General features: G+C 76.1%; 17 protein-coding genes. 15 read left to right on the forward strand and 2 right to left on the reverse strand.

Features of this window, described 5'->3' with window-relative positions:
- Positions 1–13: 13 nt before the first annotated feature.
- From glmM to tsaE, 8 genes are all read left to right on the forward strand, one after another.
- A complete protein-coding gene (glmM, locus tag BD833_RS03870; protein ID WP_166531811.1) occupies positions 14–1,360 on the forward strand; it encodes a phosphoglucosamine mutase in 1,347 nt (448 codons plus the stop codon).
- Between the two features lie 85 nt (positions 1,361–1,445).
- A complete protein-coding gene (gene glmS / locus BD833_RS03875) occupies positions 1,446–3,323 on the forward strand; it encodes a glutamine--fructose-6-phosphate transaminase (isomerizing) (protein WP_166531812.1) in 1,878 nt (625 codons plus the stop codon).
- A gap of 111 nt (positions 3,324–3,434) precedes the next feature.
- The gene (locus tag BD833_RS03880) at positions 3,435–3,821 is read left to right on the forward strand and encodes a holo-ACP synthase (protein WP_166531813.1); all 387 of its coding nucleotides are present in this window, start codon (positions 3,435–3,437) and stop codon (positions 3,819–3,821) included.
- Positions 3,822–3,855: 34 nt separating this feature from the next.
- A complete protein-coding gene (locus BD833_RS03885) occupies positions 3,856–5,322 on the forward strand; it encodes an NAD(P)H-hydrate dehydratase (RefSeq protein ID WP_166531814.1) in 1,467 nt (488 codons plus the stop codon).
- Entirely contained in the window at positions 5,319–6,455 is a 1,137-nt protein-coding gene (alr, locus tag BD833_RS03890; RefSeq protein ID WP_166531815.1) for an alanine racemase, read from the forward strand. The genes BD833_RS03885 and alr overlap by 4 nt, the downstream gene beginning before the upstream one ends.
- Positions 6,455–7,648 carry an alpha/beta fold hydrolase gene (locus tag BD833_RS03895; RefSeq protein ID WP_166531816.1) on the forward strand — a complete coding sequence of 398 codons (1,194 nt, stop codon included), beginning with the start codon at positions 6,455–6,457 and terminating at the stop codon, positions 7,646–7,648. The genes alr and BD833_RS03895 overlap by 1 nt, the downstream gene beginning before the upstream one ends.
- Positions 7,649–7,691: 43 nt before the next feature.
- The gene (locus tag BD833_RS03900) at positions 7,692–8,330 is read left to right on the forward strand and encodes a uracil-DNA glycosylase (protein ID WP_166531817.1); all 639 of its coding nucleotides are present in this window, start codon (positions 7,692–7,694) and stop codon (positions 8,328–8,330) included.
- The gene (gene tsaE / locus BD833_RS03905) at positions 8,327–8,779 is read left to right on the forward strand and encodes a tRNA (adenosine(37)-N6)-threonylcarbamoyltransferase complex ATPase subunit type 1 TsaE (RefSeq protein ID WP_166531818.1); all 453 of its coding nucleotides are present in this window, start codon (positions 8,327–8,329) and stop codon (positions 8,777–8,779) included. Before BD833_RS03900 ends, tsaE begins: the two co-directional genes overlap by 4 nt.
- A 9-nt stretch (positions 8,780–8,788) precedes the next feature.
- Here the strand turns inward: tsaE and BD833_RS03910 are convergent, their stop codons facing one another.
- Positions 8,789–9,205: a VOC family protein gene (locus tag BD833_RS03910; RefSeq protein ID WP_166531819.1), complete on the reverse strand. Its 417-nt coding sequence runs from the start codon at positions 9,203–9,205 to the stop codon at positions 8,789–8,791.
- A gap of 257 nt (positions 9,206–9,462) precedes the next feature.
- On the opposite strand from BD833_RS03910, the gene BD833_RS03915 reads away from it, so the two are divergent.
- From BD833_RS03915 to BD833_RS03935, 5 genes are read left to right on the forward strand one after another with little or no spacing between them, the layout of a single operon-like run.
- The gene (locus BD833_RS03915; protein ID WP_208092317.1) at positions 9,463–9,987 is read left to right on the forward strand and encodes a GNAT family N-acetyltransferase; all 525 of its coding nucleotides are present in this window, start codon (positions 9,463–9,465) and stop codon (positions 9,985–9,987) included.
- Positions 9,988–9,993: 6 nt separating this feature from the next.
- Positions 9,994–10,629 (forward strand): tRNA (adenosine(37)-N6)-threonylcarbamoyltransferase complex dimerization subunit type 1 TsaB, encoded by a 636-nt coding sequence (gene tsaB / locus BD833_RS03920; RefSeq protein WP_166531820.1) that lies wholly within the window; start codon positions 9,994–9,996, stop codon positions 10,627–10,629.
- Positions 10,626–11,090: a ribosomal protein S18-alanine N-acetyltransferase gene (rimI, locus tag BD833_RS03925; protein ID WP_243737428.1), complete on the forward strand. Its 465-nt coding sequence runs from the start codon at positions 10,626–10,628 to the stop codon at positions 11,088–11,090. Before tsaB ends, rimI begins: the two co-directional genes overlap by 4 nt.
- Positions 11,087–12,121, forward strand: a complete 1,035-nt coding sequence (gene tsaD, locus BD833_RS03930) for a tRNA (adenosine(37)-N6)-threonylcarbamoyltransferase complex transferase subunit TsaD (protein WP_166531821.1) — start codon at positions 11,087–11,089, stop codon at positions 12,119–12,121. Before rimI ends, tsaD begins: the two co-directional genes overlap by 4 nt.
- 1 nt (position 12,122) lies before the next feature.
- Positions 12,123–12,662: a GNAT family N-acetyltransferase gene (locus BD833_RS03935; protein ID WP_208092318.1), complete on the forward strand. Its 540-nt coding sequence runs from the start codon at positions 12,123–12,125 to the stop codon at positions 12,660–12,662.
- On the opposite strand, the gene BD833_RS03940 is transcribed toward BD833_RS03935, so the two are convergent.
- A complete protein-coding gene (locus BD833_RS03940) occupies positions 12,652–13,887 on the reverse strand; it encodes a class I SAM-dependent methyltransferase (protein WP_243737429.1) in 1,236 nt (411 codons plus the stop codon). The two genes, BD833_RS03935 and BD833_RS03940, sit on opposite strands and share 11 nt — an antisense overlap.
- Before the next feature lie 212 nt (positions 13,888–14,099).
- On the opposite strand from BD833_RS03940, the gene groES reads away from it, so the two are divergent.
- Together groES and groL are read left to right on the forward strand one after the other, a co-directional pair.
- A complete protein-coding gene (gene groES / locus BD833_RS03945; protein WP_166531823.1) occupies positions 14,100–14,408 on the forward strand; it encodes a co-chaperone GroES in 309 nt (102 codons plus the stop codon).
- Between the two features lie 109 nt (positions 14,409–14,517).
- On the forward strand, positions 14,518–16,161 hold the full coding sequence (gene groL / locus BD833_RS03950; protein WP_166531824.1) for a chaperonin GroEL: 1,644 nt from the start codon (positions 14,518–14,520) through the stop codon (positions 16,159–16,161).
- The last annotated feature ends 120 nt before the right edge of the window (positions 16,162–16,281 follow it).

The raw sequence follows: 16,281 nt of genomic DNA on the forward strand, positions 1-16,281 counted from the left end.
GGCTGCGCCGGCCATGGGGGGGAGACTCTTCGGGACCGACGGTGTCCGGGGGCGGGCCAACGCCGACCTCACGCCGGAGCTGGCCCTCTCGGTGGCCCGTGCCGCCGCAGGCGTGCTCGCCGACCGCGACGGGACCTCGCGTCCCGTCGCGGTCGTCGGCCGCGATCCCCGCGCGAGCGGGGAGATGCTCGAGGCCGCGGTCGTCGCAGGCCTCGCGAGCGCGGGGGCCGAGGTGCTCCTCGCCGGGGTGGTCCCGACGCCGGCGCTGGCCTGGCTGACCGGCCGCAGCGATGCCGATCTCGGCATCATGATCTCGGCCAGCCACAACCCGATGCCCGACAACGGCATCAAGCTCTTCAGCCGGGGCGGCCACAAGCTGCCCGACGCGGTCGAGGCCGCCATCGAGCACACCGTCACCACCGGCTCCTCCGACGGGCACCGGCCCACCGGCGCGGCGGTCGGGCGGGTGCGGGCGCTGGCCGACGGCACCGACAGCTACGTCGGGCACCTGCTCTCGACCGTCGACCGGCCGCTCACCGGCCTGTCCGTCGTCGTCGACGCGGCCCACGGCGCGGCCGCGGTCGCGGCGCCGGAGGTCTACCGCCGCGCCGGGGCCACCGTGCACGCCATCGGCTGCGCCCCCGACGGGTGGAACATCAACGACGGGATCGGCTCCACGCACCTGGAGCCCCTGATCGCGGCGGTCCGGGAGCGCGGGGCCGACATCGGCATCGCGCACGACGGCGACGCCGACCGCTGCCTGGCCGTGACCGCCGCCGGGGACGTCGTCGACGGCGACGCCATCCTCGCCGTGTGCGCGCTGGCGCTGCACGAGCGCGGGGCGCTCAAGGCCGACACGGTCGTCGCGACGGTGATGAGCAACCTCGGGTTCCACCACACCATGCGCGACGCCGGCATCGCGGTGCGCACCACGGCGGTCGGCGACCGGTACGTCCTCGAGGCGCTGCGGGCCCAGGACCTGAGCCTCGGTGGCGAGCAGAGCGGCCACCTCGTGTTCCTCGAGCACGCGACCACCGGTGACGGCCTGCTGACCGGGCTCGCACTGCTGTCCCGCATGGCCGAGACCGGCAGGTCGCTGGCCGAGCTGGCCGCGGTCGTGCAGCGGCTGCCCCAGGTGCTGATCAACGTGCCCGTCACCGACCGGCTCGCCGTCGCCGCGAGCGACGAGGTGGCCGCCGCGGTGAACCAGGTGGAGGCCGAGCTCGGCGACTCCGGCCGGGTGCTGCTGCGTCCCTCCGGCACCGAGCAGCTGGTGCGCGTGATGGTCGAGGCGCCGACGCAGGAGCAGGCCGACACCGTCGCCCGGCGGCTGGTCGCCGTCGTCGCGGCCGTGGGCTGACCCGCCCCGACCGACCTCACTCGTCGGGGCCGCCGGAGCCCCGAGCGGACATGTCCGGGGCCCGGCTCCCGGTACTCTCGGTGCAATGTGCGGCATCGTGGGTTACGTCGGTCCTCAGGACGCCGTGGGCGTCGTCCTCGAAGGGCTCCGCCGGCTCGAGTACCGCGGTTACGACTCGGCGGGCATCGCCGTCGTCGCCGCTGGGGAGCTGAGCTCGGCCAAGAAGGCCGGCAAGCTGGCCAACCTGGAGAAGGTGCTGGCCGACTCCCCGCTGCCCCCCGCCACCATCGGCATCGGGCACACCCGGTGGGCCACCCACGGGGGCCCGACCGATCGCAACGCCCACCCGCACGTCTCCGCCGACGGCTCGGTCGCGGTGATCCACAACGGGATCATCGAGAACTTCGCCGCCCTGCGCGCCGAGTGCGAGGCCGACGGGATCGAGTTCACCTCGGAGACCGACACCGAGGTGGTCGCGCACCTGCTGGCCGCCGTCTACGGGACCACGCCGGAGGGGCCGGGCCGACTGGCCGAGGCGATGCGGACGGTCTGCCGGCGGCTGGAGGGCGCCTACACCCTCGTCGCCACGCACACCGCCGAGCCCGACACGCTGGTCGCCGCCCGGCGCAGCAGCCCCCTGGTCGTGGGCGTCGGCGAGACCGCCGACGGCACGGCCGAGTACTTCCTGGGCTCCGACGTCGCGGCCTTCATCGGGCACACCCGCCAGGCCCGCGAGCTCGGGCAGGACCAGGTGGTCGAGCTCGACCGCACCCGGGGCCTGACCGTGACCGGCTTCGACGGCGCGCCCGCCGAGCCCACCGCCTACACGGTCGACTGGGACGCCGCCGCCGCCGAGAAGGGCGGCTACGACTGGTTCATGCTCAAGGAGATCGCCGAGCAGCCGCAGGCCATCGCCGACACCCTCCTGGGCCGGCTCGGCGAGGATGGCGAGCTGGTCCTCGACGAGGTGCGGCTGTCCGACCAGGAGCTGCGCGACATCGACAAGATCTTCGTCGTCTCCTGTGGCACCAGCTACCACGCGGGGCTGATCGCCAAGTACGCGATCGAGCACTGGACGCGGATCCCCGTCGAGGTCGAGGTCGCCAGCGAGTTCCGCTACCGCGACCCGGTGCTCGACCGCTCGACCCTCGTCGTGGTCATCAGCCAGTCCGGGGAGACCATGGACACCCTGATGGCGCTCCGGCACGCCAAGGACCAGAAGGCCCGCGTCCTGGCGATCTGCAACGCCAACGGCTCGACGATCCCCCGCGAGTCCGACGCCGTCCTCTACACCCACGCCGGCCCGGAGATCGCGGTCGCCTCGACCAAGGCGTTCCTGGCGCAGATCGTGGCCTGCTACCTGGTCGGCCTCTTCCTCGCCCAGGTCCGCGGCGTGAAGTACGAGGACGAGATCGCCGCGATCGTCGACGACCTGCGGCAGCTGCCGGACGCGGTGGCGCAGGTGCTGGAGACCATGGAGCCGGTGCGCGAGCTGGCCCGGTCGCTGGCCGACGCCGACACGATCCTGTTCCTGGGCCGCCACGTCGGCTTCCCCGTGGCGCTGGAAGGTGCGCTGAAGCTCAAGGAGCTGGCCTACATCCACGCCGAGGGGTTCGCGGCCGGCGAGCTCAAGCACGGGCCCATCGCGGTCATCGAGGAGGGCACGCCGGTCATCGTGGTGGTCCCGTCCCCGCGCAGCCGGAACTCGGTGCACGGCAAGGTGGTCTCCAACATCCAGGAGGTCCGGGCCCGCGGCGCGCGCACGATCGTGATCGCCGAGGAGGGCGACGACGACGTCGTGCCCTACGCCGACCACCTCGTCCGGGTGCCGCGCACCCCCACGCTGCTCGCCCCGGTGGTCACCACCGTGCCGCTGCAGATCCTGGCCTGCGAGATCGCCGACACCCGCGGGTACGACGTCGACCAGCCGCGGAACCTGGCGAAGTCCGTCACCGTCGAGTAGCCCCGTCGATGATCAGGTGACCTGATCATCCCGGGTCCTGGCTCACCGTCGACGGTGAGCCAGGACCCTGCACGGTGAGCCAGGACGACGGTGGGGCGGCAAACTGGCTCCGTGATCATCGGAGTCGGGATCGACGTGGTGCCGGTGGACCGCTTCGCGGCCTCGCTGGACCGGACGCCGGGGCTGCGGGACCGGCTGTTCACCTCCGGTGAGCAGCGCACCCCGTCGGGGTCCCCGCGCACCGGCGAGTCGCTGGCCGCCCGGTTCGCGGCCAAGGAGGCGCTGGCCAAGGCGCTGGGCGCACCCGGTGACCTGCACTGGCACGACGCCGAGGTGACCGTGGGGGAGCACGGCCGGCCGCACCTGGAGGTGCGGGGCTCGGTGGCCGGGCGGGCGGCCCAGCTGGGGGTCACCGGGTGGCACGTCTCGCTGAGCCACGACGGCGGCATCGCCTCGGCGGTCGTGGTCGCCGAGGGCCTGGCGCGGGAGGCCACGTGACCGGGCCGGCGAGGTCCGGCAGGAGGAGGGCATCGTGATCGGGCTGCACACCGTCGCGGAGGTCCGCGCGGCTGAGGCGCCGCTCCTGGCGGCGCTCCCCGAGGGCGCCCTGATGCAGCGGGCCGCCACCGGGCTGGCCACCGTGTGCCTGCGCCTGCTCGGGCAGGCCTACGGCAGCCGGGTGGTGCTGCTGGTCGGCGCCGGGGGCAACGGGGGCGACGCCCTGCACGCGGGCGCGCGGCTGGCGTCCCGCGGGGCCCGCGTCACCGCCGTCCTGCTCGACCCGGAGCGGGCGCACCCGGCCGGGCTCGCCGCGTTCCGGCGCGCGGGTGGCCGCACCCTCGCCCCGGAGGCGGCCGGCCCGGCGCTGGACCGGGCCGACCTGGTGCTCGACGGGATCGTGGGCATCGGCGGGTCCGGGAGCCTCCGGGCGCCCGCTGCCGCGCTGGTCCAGCGGGCCGCAGCCGGCCCGGCGCTCATGGTGGCCGTGGACGTGCCGAGCGGGGTCGACGCCGACACCGGGGCGGTGGAGGGTGCGGCCTTCCCGGCGACCCAGACCGTCACGTTCGGCGCGGTGAAGCCCGGCCTGGTCGTGGGTGCCGGGCGGGGGTACACCGGCGAGCTGCACCTGGTCGACATCGGCCTCGCGGAGCACCTCCCGGCGGCCTCGACCTCCCAGCTCACCGACGCCGACGCCGCCGCCCGCCTGCCGCTGCCCGACGCCGACGACGACAAGTACTCCCAGGGCGTGGTGGGCGTCGTCGCCGGATCGGCGATCTACCCGGGGGCCGGCGTCCTCTGCACCGGTGCGGCCCTGCGCACCCGTCCCGGGCTCGTGCGCTACGCCGGGACGGCGGCCGACGGCGTCCGCTCGGCCTGGCCCGAGGCGATCGTGACCGACGGCCGGCCCGGGGACGCCGGGCGGGTGCAGGCCTGGGTGGTGGGCCCGGGCATGGGCACCGACGACGACGCCCGCAGCGTCCTCGCCGAGGTCCTGGCGACCGACCTGCCGGTGCTCGTGGACGCCGACGCGCTGACCATGCTCGCCCGCGAGCCGCAGCTGGTCCGCCGCCGCGCCGCGCCGACCGTCCTGACCCCGCACGAGCGGGAGTTCGCCCGGTTCGGGAGCGAGGTGGGGGCCGACCGCCTCGGTGCCGCGCGCGCCCTCGCGGCCGACCTGGGCGCCGTCGTCCTGCTCAAGGGGGAGGCGACCGTGGTCGCCGACCCGGCGGGCACCGCCTTCGTCAACGGCACCGGCACCCCGTGGCTGGCCACCGCCGGCACCGGCGACGTGCTGTCCGGCATCGCCGGCGCGCTGCTGGCCGGCGGGCTGCCGGCGGGGGAGGCCGCCGCGGTGGCCGCGCACGTGCACGGCCGCGCCGGCCAGGCCGCGGCGGCCGCGGGCCCGCTGCTCGCCGGCGACCTGGTGCGGCACCTCCCCGAGGCGATCAGCCGGGTGCGGGGGCAGCGGCCCGGCGGCCTGCCAGACTCGGGACCGTGACGAACGGGACCGGAGCCGAGGTGGTCGTCGACCTGGACGCCATCGCGGCGAACACCGCGGTGCTGCGGGGGCGGGTCGGCCGGCCGCTGATCGCGGTGGTGAAGGCGGACGGCTACGGCCACGGGCTGGTGCCGGCCGCCCGCGCGGCGCTCGCGGGCGGGGCCGACCAGCTCGGCGTCGCCGTCCTGCACGAGGCGCTGGCGCTGCGCGCCGCCGGGATCACCTCGCCGGTGCTCGCCTGGCTGCACGGGCCGGGGGCCGACTACGCCGGGGCGCTGGCCGCCGACGTGGAGGTGTCGGTCAACGCCGGCTGGGCGCTGGCCGAGGTGGTCGCCGCCGCGCGGGCCACCGGCCGCCCGGCCCGGCTGCACCTGTTCCTGGACACCGGGCTCTCGCGCGAGGGGGCGCCGGTGACCGAGTGGCCGGCCCTCGTGGCCGCCGCTGCCCAGGCCCAGGCCGACGGTGACGTCACGGTCGTGGGGCTGTGGAGCCACCTGGCCTACGCCGATGCCCCGATGCACCCCACGATCGGCGCGCAGGTCCGGGTGTTCGAGGAGGGGGTGGCGCTGGCCCGCGCCGCCGGCCTCACCGACGCGCGCCGGCACCTGGCCAACTCGGCGGCCACGATCGCGCTGCCGGACACCTGGTACGACATGGTCCGCCCGGGCGTCGCCGTCTACGGGCTGGACCCGCTCGGGGGGAACGCCGCCGACCACGGCCTCCGGCCGGCGATGACGGTCCGGGCCGACGTCGCCCTGGTCAAGCGGGTGCCGGCGGGGGCGGGGGTGTCCTACGGGCACACGTACGCGACGTCCGCGGAGACTTCGCTGGCGCTGGTGCCGGTGGGGTACGCCGACGGGGTGCCCCGGGCCGGGGGCAACCACGCCCCGGTGCTCGCCGCCGGAGCCGTGCGGACCATCGCCGGGCGGGTGTGCATGGACCAGTTCGTCCTCGACGTCGGCGACGACCTGGTGGCACCCGGCGACCCGGTCGTCCTCTGGGGCCCGGGCGAGCACGGGGAGCCCACCGCCCAGGACTGGGCCGACGCCGTCGGCACCATCCACTACGAGCTGGTCACCCGGATCGGCGGCCGCTTCGCCCGCCGCTACGTCGGCTCGGCGGGGGCGGTCTGATGCGGCGCGAGCGCCCAGCCGCGGGCAAGCACTCCCGCGGGCGCACCGCCGGTGTGCTCGGCGCCGTCGTCGGGCTGGCCGCGGCCGGTACCGCCGCCGGGGTGGCCGTCAGCCGGATCGCCGCCCGGCGGGTGCGCGCGGCCGAGCTGGGGCCGGCCGCGCAGCACGACGAGACCGTGTCGGCCGGTCAGCTGCGCCAGACCGATCCGCTCGGCGGCGAGGGGCGGCCCGCCGACCGGACCGCCCTCGTCCGGGCCGACGACGGCGTGCTGCTGTCGGTGGAGGAGATCGGCCCGCGCGACGCCCCGCTCACCGTCGTCTTCGTCCACGGCTACACCCTGTCGATGGCCTCGTGGGCCTTCCAGCGGCGGTCGCTGGCCGCGGAGCTGGCGACGGAGAACGGGCACCGGCCGCAGGTGCGGCTGGTCTTCTACGACCAGCGCGGCCACGGGTCCTCGGGCCGGGGAGCGGCCGCGAACTCCACCATCGAGCAGCTGGCCGCGGACCTGGCGGCCGTCGTCGCCGCGCGGGCGCCGCGCGGGCCGGTCGTCCTGGTCGGCCACTCCATGGGCGGCATGACGATCATGGGCCTGGCCGCGACGAACCCGGACCTGTTCGGCGGCCGGGTCGTGGGCGCCGCGCTGCTGTCGACGTCCAGCGGCAACCTCGCGGAGCTGACCTTCGGCCTGCCCGAGATGCTGACCCGCGTGCGGGCCGCGGTCCTGCCCGTCGCCGCCTGGACCATGCGGCACCGGCCGGGGTTCGCCGAGCGCACCCGGCGGGTCGCCGCCGAGCTGGTGTCCGCGGTGACCAAGGCGCTGTCGTTCGGCTCGGCCGACGTCGACCCCGCGCTCGTCCGCTACGTCGACGCGATGATCGCCGGCACCCCGGTCGACGTCATCGCCGAGTTCTACCCGGCGCTGGCCGGGCTCGACGAGACCGGGCGGCTGGAGCCGCTGGGCCGGGTGCCCACGCTCGTCCTCACCGGCGACCGGGACACGATGATCCCCAAGGAGCACAGCGACCTGATCGTCGAGCGGCTGCCGTCGACCGGGGAGAACGCCGTCGAGTACGTCGTGGTCCCGGGCTCGGGGCACATGGTGCTCCTGGAGGCGCCGGAGGAGGTCAGCGGCGCGCTCAGCCGGCTGCTGCGCCGGGTCGTCGCGGCGCGGTCGGCGGGCACGCCCGGCTGACCGGCCCCGGCGGCCGTCGGCGGGACGCGGTTAGGGTGCCCGGGTGGCCGCCCCCCGTCCGCCCCGGTTCGACGCCGCCGCCGAGGAGGTGGCCCGCGCCGCCGCGGCCGCCCCGGACTGGCCGGCCCTCGCCGCGGCCGCGCGGCCGTGCGTCGCCTGCCCGGAGCTCGCGGCGGCCCGGCAGCACGTCGTGGTCGGCGACGTGCCGGCCACCGGCCGCCCCCGCTTCGTGCTGGTCGGCGAGGCGCCGGGCGCCACGGAGGACGAGACCGGCCGGCCCTTCGTCGGGAGGTCCGGCGCCCTGCTGGACCAGCTGCTGGCCGAGGCCGGGCTCGACCGCGGGGAGGCGGCCGTGCTGAACGTGGTCAAGTGCCGCCCGCCGGCCAACCGGACGCCGAAGGCGCCGGAGGTGGCCCGCTGCAGCGGGTGGCTGCGCCGGCAGCTGGAGCTGCTCGACGCCCCGGTCGTCGTCGCCCTGGGCCTGTCGTCGGCCAAGTGGTTCCTCGGCCCGCGCACCGTGCTGGCCGGCGTCCGGGGCCGCGCGCACGAGGTCGGCGGCCGGGCTGTCTGGGCCACCTACCACCCGTCGGCGGCCATCCGCTTCGGCCCGAACGGCGCCCCCCGCGCCGGGCTGCTGGCCGACCTGACCGCGGTCGCCGCCTCGCTCGGGGCGGCGGCGTGAAGCGCGAGCACCTGCTGCCCACGCTCGCCGACACGCACGCCCTCGGCCGGGAGCTGGCCGCCGCGGCCCGCCCCGGCGACCTCCTGGTGCTCGTCGGGCCCCTGGGTGCGGGCAAGACCGCCCTCACCCAGGGGATCGGCGCGGGGCTCGGCGTCCGGGAGCCGGTCACCTCGCCCACGTTCGTGATCGCGCGGGTGCACCGGGGCGGGCGGATCCCGCTGGTGCACGTCGACGCCTACCGGCTGGGCGGCGCCGCTGACGTCGACGACCTGGACCTCGACGCCTCGACGGAGGAGTCGGTGACCGTGGTCGAGTGGGGGCAGGGGCTGGTCGAGCAGCTGGCCGAGGAGCACCTCGAGGTGCGCCTGGACCGGCGGGACGACGACGTCCGCACCGCCCTGCTGGTGCCGCACGGCCCCGGTTGGACCGCCCGGCTCGACGTCGGCTGACGCCGCGGCTCAGCCGGCCGCCGACCCGGCGGGGACGTCGGTGTACCGGGCCGTCAGCACCTCCAGCAGGTGCCCGCTCGGTCCGCGGAAGTACATCCGCCGGCCGGAGCCGTCGGGGTTGACCGCACCCACCTCGCCGGGACGGCGCCCCGGCGGATCGGCCTGGTACGGCGTCCCGTCGGCGTCGAAGCGGGCCTGGATGGCGTCGAACCGCTCGTCGGCGACGAGGAAGGCGTAGTGCTGGGGCTCGACCGGCGCCGGGGCGGCGGCGAAGTTCAGCACCAGCTCGTCGTCGAGCTGGACCGACTGGAAGAAGCCGTTCTCCCACGGGGGGCGCAGGTCGAGCAGCTCGACGAACCAGGCGGCGGCGGCGTCGCGGTGCTCGACCAGGACGATCATGTGGTGCAGGGCGGTGGGGCTGGGCATGGGGATCCTTCCGGAGAGGGGACTGCAGGGGCGGGCCGATCGCGCTCGGGCGCGGGCACGGGAGCAGGCCGCGCGGCGGCGCGGCGGGGGAGCACGGCAGCGCGGTGCTCGGACGGGCGGCCCTCTCGGCCGCCCGGAGGTCACCGGAGAGCCGGGACCCTGACTCGCTCGTGGCTCGAGGCCGACCCGGCAGTCACGGCGGCGACGCTAGCGCCCGGTGGGGCCGGGAGCAACGGGCCGCCGCTAGCCTGCCGCCCGTGGAGCGACGGGTGGAGCTGGTCGAGCTGTCGCCGGCGGCGCTGCGGGCGCTGGCCGACGGCGACCTGGCCGCGGCGCAGGCGGCGGCGCCGGTGCCGCTGACCCCCTACCTCGCCGGTGCGGAGTGCCGCTGGGTCTGGCGCATCCGGGCCGAGCAGGTCGTGGCCGATCCGGCCAGCGCCCGCTGGGTCACCCGGGTGGTCCGCGACCCGGAGCGGGAGCTGACGGTCGGCCGGGCCGGGTTCCACGGGCCTCCGGACGCCTCGGGGATGGTCGAGGTCGGCTACTCGATCGATCCGGCGCACCGGCGGCAGGGGTACGCGCGGGCCGCCCTGCGGGCGCTCCTGGCGTGGGCGGCCGACGAGCCGGCGGTCACGACCGTGCGCGCCTCGGTCGCCCCGGCGAACGTCGCCTCCCGGGATCTCGTGCTCGGTGCGGGCTTCGTCGTCGTGGGCGAGCAGATCGACGAGGAGGACGGCCTGGAGATCGTCCACGAGGTGCCGGCGGGCGCTCGCCTACGCTGACCGGTCGTGCTGGTCCTCGCGCTCGACACCGCTACCCCGACGCTCGTCGCCGGGCTGGCCCGCTGGTCGGCCGGCGACGGCGTCACCGTGCTCGCCGAGCGGGCCGTGCCGTCGGGCACGAAGCACGCCGAGCTGCTCACCCCCGCGATCGAGGGCGTGCTCGCCGACGCCGGCCTCGCGATCGGCGCGGTCGAGGCGGTGGTCACCGGCCTCGGGCCGGGGCCGTTCACCGGGCTGCGGGTCGGCGTCGTCACCGCGGCGGCGCTCGCCGACGCCCGCGGCATCCCGGCCGTCGGCGTCTGCTCGCTGGATGCCGTGGGCACCGGCGCACGAACGGTGGTCACCGACGCGCGCCGCAAGGAGACCTACTGGGCCGCCTACGCCACCGACGGGACCCGGGTCGAGGGTCCGGCGGTCGCCCGGCCGGAGGAGCTGGGGCTGCCCGGCCCGTTCACCGGCGACCCGGCCTTCGCCGAGCGGCTCGGCGCGCCGGTCACCCCGGCCGACGTCACCACCGCCGGGCTGCTCCGCGCCGCCGCGCCGCAGCTGGCCGACCCGGGTTCGGCCGCACCGCTGGTGCCGCTGTACCTGCGCCGCCCCGACGCCGTCCCGCCGACGTCGATCAAGCCGGTGACGCGATGACCCGGCCGCGCCCGGCGACGCGGCTGCGCCCGATGGTCCTGGCCGACCTGCCGCGGGTGATGGAGCTCGAGGAGGAGCTCTTCGCCCCCGACACCTGGACGGCCGCGATGTACCGCGACGAGCTGGCGCAGACCGCCACCCGGCACTACCTGGTGGCCGACGACGGCGGCGCCGTCGTCGGGTACGCCGGGCTGATCGCCTACGACGACGAGGCGCACGTGGCCACCATCGGGGTGGCGGCCGCGCGGCAGGGCGAGGGCGTCGGGGCGGCGCTGCTCGACGCGCTGCTGGCCGAGGCAGACCGGCGGCGCAGCCCGGTGGTGCTGCTGGAGGTGCGCGCGGACAACGAGGTCGCGCAGGGGCTGTACCGGCGGCGCGGGTTCGCCGAGGTCGGCCGCCGGCCGAGGTACTACCAGCCCAGCGGCACCGATGCGGTGGTCATGAAGAGGGGGCGGCCGTGAACGAGCCGATCGTGCTGGGGTTCGAGACGTCGTGCGACGAGACGGGCGTGGGCATCGTCCGGGGGCACACGCTGCTCGCCGACGCCCTGGCCACCTCCATGGCGGAGCACGAGCGCTTCGGCGGGGTGGTGCCGGAGATCGCGTCGCGGGCGCACCTGGAGGCCATGGTGCCGACCGTGCACCGGGCGCTCGCCGACGCCGGCATCGCCGCCTCCGACGTCGACGCGGTCGCCGTCACCTCCGGCCCCGGGCTCACCGGCGCCCTCCTGGTCGGCGTCGCGGCGGCCAAGGCCTACGCGCTGGCGCTGGGCAAGCCGCTGTACGGGGTGAACCACCTGGCCGCGCACGTCGCCGTCGACGAGCTGCAGCACGGGCCGCTGGCCGAGCCGTCGATCGCGATGCTCGTCTCCGGGGGCCACAGCTCGCTGCTGCTGGTGCCCGACCTCGCGCAGGAGGTGCAGTCGCTCGGCCGCACGATCGACGACGCGGCGGGGGAGGCGTTCGACAAGGTGGCGCGGGTGCTCGGCCTGCCGTTCCCCGGCGGGCCACCGGTCGACCGCGCCGCCCGCGAGGGCGACGCCCGCGCGATCGCGTTCCCACGCGGGCTGACCGGCCCCCGCGACGCGGCCTACGACTTCTCGTTCTCGGGCCTGAAGACCGCCGTCGCGCGGTGGGTCGAGGCCCGGGAGCGGGCCGGCGAGCCGGTGCCGGTGGCCGACGTGGCGGCCTCGTTCCAGGAGGCGGTCGCCGACGTGCTGACCGCGAAGGCCGTGCGCGCCTGCCGGGACCACGGCGTGGACCACCTGGTGCTCGGCGGGGGGGTGGCGGCCAACTCCCGGCTGCGGGCGCTCGCCGAGGAGCGGTGCGCGGCGGCCGGCATCGTGCTGCGGGTGCCCAGCCCGCGGCTGTGCACCGACAACGGCGCGATGGTCGCCGCACTCGGTTCCCGGCTGGTCGCCGCCGGGGTCGCACCCTCGGCCCCGGACCTGGGCGCGGACAGCTCGCTGCCGATCGACGTCGTCAGCCGGTGACGTGCCCCCGCCTCCGGGAATCCGACCCCTGGCGCCGGGGGAGCTGACGGCGGCGCAGGAGATCGAGCGGGCCGCGGGGCAGGCCTTCGCCGATGTCGGGATGCCGGAGATCGCCGCGGACGACCCGCTGCCGGTCGGCGAGCTCGACCGCTACCGGCGGGCCGGGCTGGCCTGGGTGGTGGTCGACGCGGGGAGCGGGCCGGTGGCCTACCTCCTCGCCGAGCCGGTGGACGGCGCGCTGCACGTCGAGCAGGTGTCGGTGCACCCTGCGGCTGCCGGCCGGGGCGTGGGCCGGGCGCTGCTCGAGCACGCCGCCACGCACGCCGCGTCGGCCGGCCTCGCGGCGCTCACCCTGACCACCTTCGAGGACGTGCCGTGGAACGCGCCCTACTACCGCCGCTACGGGTTCCGCGTCCTGGACGAGCGGGACTGGACGCCGGGTCTGCGGGCGATCCGCGAGCGCGAAGCGGCGCACGGCCTGGACCGGTGGCCGCGGGTGTGCATGCGCCGGGACCTGACCTGGACCGCCGTCAGCCGGTGACGTCGCAGACCAGCGCGGTGGGGGCGCCCGCGACGCGGGTGACGACGACGGTCGCCGTCCCGGAGGCGTCGGTGCGGAGCTGGCGCGCGAGGGTCTCCGGCTCGATCGCCGAGCCGCGCTTCTTCACCACGACCCGGCCGATGCCGCGCTCGCGCAGCAGCGCCCGGAGCTTCTTGAGGTTGAACGGCAGCACCTCGTCGACCCGGTAGGAGCGGACCCAGGGGACGTCGGCGCGGGCGTCGGAGGTGAGGTAGGCGATGGTGGGGTCGACCAGCGTCGCGCCGAGCTCGGCGGCCACCAGCGAGATCAGGCCGGAGCGGATGACCGCGGGGTCGGGCTCGTGCAGCCAGGCGCGCACCGGGCCGGCCGGGGCCGGGCCGGGATCGGCGTCCGCGGTCAGCTCGTGCACCTGCCCGCCGGTGACCACCGTGGCCCGCCGCCAGGTGGTGGCCACCGCCGGCCCCCACAGCAGCGCCTCGACGATCGAGCCGCCGACCGAGACCCACTCGGCCTCGACGCCCTCGGGCACCCGGTCGTGGTCCAGCCCGGGCGCCACCTTGACCACCGACGTCGGCACCCGGTCGAGCAGCGTCACCACCGTCGACCACGGCGGGGACCAGCGGTCGGGGTCCAGCTGACGGCGGCCCCCGGCGCGGCGGGCCGGGTCGAGGACGGCGGCGCCGCACCCGGCCACCTCGCCGCCCCGCGCGGCCGCCACGAGCTCGACGGCGTCGCCGGCCACCACCCAGACGTCGTCGGCGACGCCGAGCGCCTCGACGTTCAGGGCGGTGAGCTCGCGGGCCACCGGGTCGACGTCCACCGCCAGCACCCGGGCCCCGGCGCGGGCGAGGGCGATCGTGTCGGTGCCCGCCGCGCAGCCGAGGTCGGCGACGGAGTCGGCACCGCCGGCCAGCAGGCGGGCCGCGCGGCGGGCGGCGAGCTCCGGGCGGCCGGCCTGCTCGAGCGCGTCGGAGGTGAACAGCAGCCGGTCGGCGTCGGCGCCGAAGGCCGGCCGCGCCTTCTCCCGCTGGCGGGCGATGCCCCACGCCGGCCCGGCCAGGTCCGTGCCGACCTCGGCCCGCAGGCGGGTCAGCGCGGCGACCGCGTCGACCCCGTCGGCCAGCAGCGCCGCCGCGCGGGACAGCGCCGCCGTTCCGTCGGGGGTGGCCAGCGCGCGCAGCTGGCGCACCGTCTCGGCGGTCTGCTCCCCGGGTTCTGCGTCCACCCGCACAGCGTGGCGCACGGGGCGGTCCGGCCTCCGGTCACCCACCCGGGGACCAGGTTGAGCGGCTGGCACTCTCATAGGTAGAGTGCCAAAGCGACACGGGCTGGCGCCCGACCCCCGCGACGGCGGGTGCCCGGATCCCGTGCCACAGCATCAGCACCACCAGCACGTTCCTGCCACAGCCCGTCCGACACCGAAGGGGGCGTCACGACGTGACGACCGCTACCAAGGTCAGCATCAAGCCGCTGGAGGACCGCGTCGTGGTCCAGGCCAACGAGGCCGAGACCACCACCGCATCCGGTCTGGTCATCCCGGACACCGCCAAGGAGAAGCCCCAGGAGGGCACCGTCGTCGCCGTCGGCCCCGGCCGCATCGACGACAACGGCAACCGCGTCCCGCTCGACGTCAACGTCGGCGACGTGGTCATCTACTCGAAGTACGGCGGCACCGAGGTCAAGTACGCCGGCGAGGAGTACCTCGTGCTCTCCGCCCGCGACCTGCTCGCCGTCGTGAGCAAGTGACCCTGCTGGGCCACTAGCTCCACGCAGCTCCACCGACCGCCCCGGGCGACCCGAACTCGGGTTCCGGGGCGGTCGCCTTTTGCCCTGCACTGACTGATCGGAAGAGCCCATGGCCAAGATCATCAAGTTCAACGAGGACGCCCGCCGGGCCCTCGAGCGCGGCGTCGACAAGCTCGCCGACGCGGTCAAGGTGACGATCGGCCCGCGTGGCCGCAACGTCGTCCTCGACAAGAAGTTCGGTGCGCCGACGATCACCAACGACGGTGTCACCATCGCCCGCGAGGTCGACCTCCAGGACCCGTACGAGAACCTCGGCGCCCAGCTGGCGAAGAGCGTCGCCACCAAGACCAACGACGTCGCCGGTGACGGCACCACCACCGCCACGGTGCTCGCCCAGGCCCTCGTGCACGAGGGCATGCGCAACGTCGCCGCCGGGGCCAACCCGATGGCCCTGGGCCGCGGCATGCGGGCCGCCGTCGACGCCGTGCACGCGGCGCTGGACGCGGCCGCCATCCCGGTGGAGAAGCAGGAGGCCATCGCCGAGGTCGCCACGATCTCCGCGCAGGACGCGGAGGTCGGTCAGCTGATCGGCGAGGCGATGGAGCGCGTCGGCAAGGACGGCGTCATCACCGTCGAGGAGAGCAACACCCTCAGCACCGACCTCGACGTCACCGAGGGGGTCCAGTTCGACAAGGGCTACCTCTCGCCGTACTTCGTCACCGACCAGGAGGCGATGGAGGCCGTCCTCGACGACGCCCTCGTGCTGCTGGTCAGCGGCAAGGTCAGCGCGCTGGCCGACCTGCTCCCGCTGCTGGAGAAGGTGCTGTCCACCGGCGCCCGGCCGCTGCTGATCGTCGCCGAGGACGTCGAGGGCGAGGCGCTGTCCACCCTCGTCGTGAACTCCATCCGCAAGACCATCAAGGTCGTCGCGGTGAAGTCGCCGTTCTTCGGTGACCGGCGCACCGCCTTCATGACCGACCTCGCCGTGGTCACCGGCGGCCAGGTGGTCAGCGAGGACGTCGGCCTCAAGCTCGACCAGGTCGGCCCCGAGGTGCTCGGCACCGCCCGCCGGGTCACCGTCACCAAGGACGCCACCACGATCGTCGACGGCGGCGGCACCTCCGAGGGCATCGGCGACCGCGTCGCGCAGATCCGCCGCGAGATCGAGGCGACCGACTCCGACTGGGACCGCGAGAAGCTCCAGGAGCGCCTCGCGAAGCTCGCTGGTGGCATCGGCGTCATCCGGGTCGGCGCCGCCACCGAGGTGGAGCTGAAGGAGCGCAAGCACCGCATCGAGGACGCCATCGCCGCCACCCGCGCCGCGGTGGAGGAGGGCGTGATCCCCGGCGGCGGCGCCGCCCTGGTGCACGCCGCTGCGGCCGTCGACGCGCTCTCGCTGGAGGGCGACGAGCTCACCGGTGCCCGCGCGGTGCGCACGGCGCTGGACGCCCCGGCGGTGCAGATCGCCGAGAACGCCGGCTTCGAGGGTCGCGTCGTGGTCAGCAAGGTGCGCGACCTGGGCCCCGGCCACGGTTTCAACGCCGCGACCGGCGAGTACGGTGACCTCGCCGCGCAGGGCGTCATCGACCCGGTCAAGGTGACCAAGGCCGCGCTCGGCAACGCCGTCTCGATCGCCGCGATGGTGCTCACCACCGACTCGGCCATCGTCGAGGCGCCGGAGGAGGACGACGAGCACGCCGGGGGTGGGCACCACACCCACGGCCACTCGCACGGCCACGGCCACAGCCACTGATGATCAGGTGACCTGATCATCACGGGTCCTGGCTCACTGTCGACGGTGAGCCAGGACCCCGCACGGTGAGCCAGGACGCCGCACCGCGCACGACGAGAGGGCCCGGTCCAGGAGATCCTG

The sequence above is a fragment of the Blastococcus xanthinilyticus genome (assembly GCF_008124835.1).
GTDB classification, from domain to species: domain Bacteria; phylum Actinomycetota; class Actinomycetes; order Mycobacteriales; family Geodermatophilaceae; genus Blastococcus; species Blastococcus xanthinilyticus.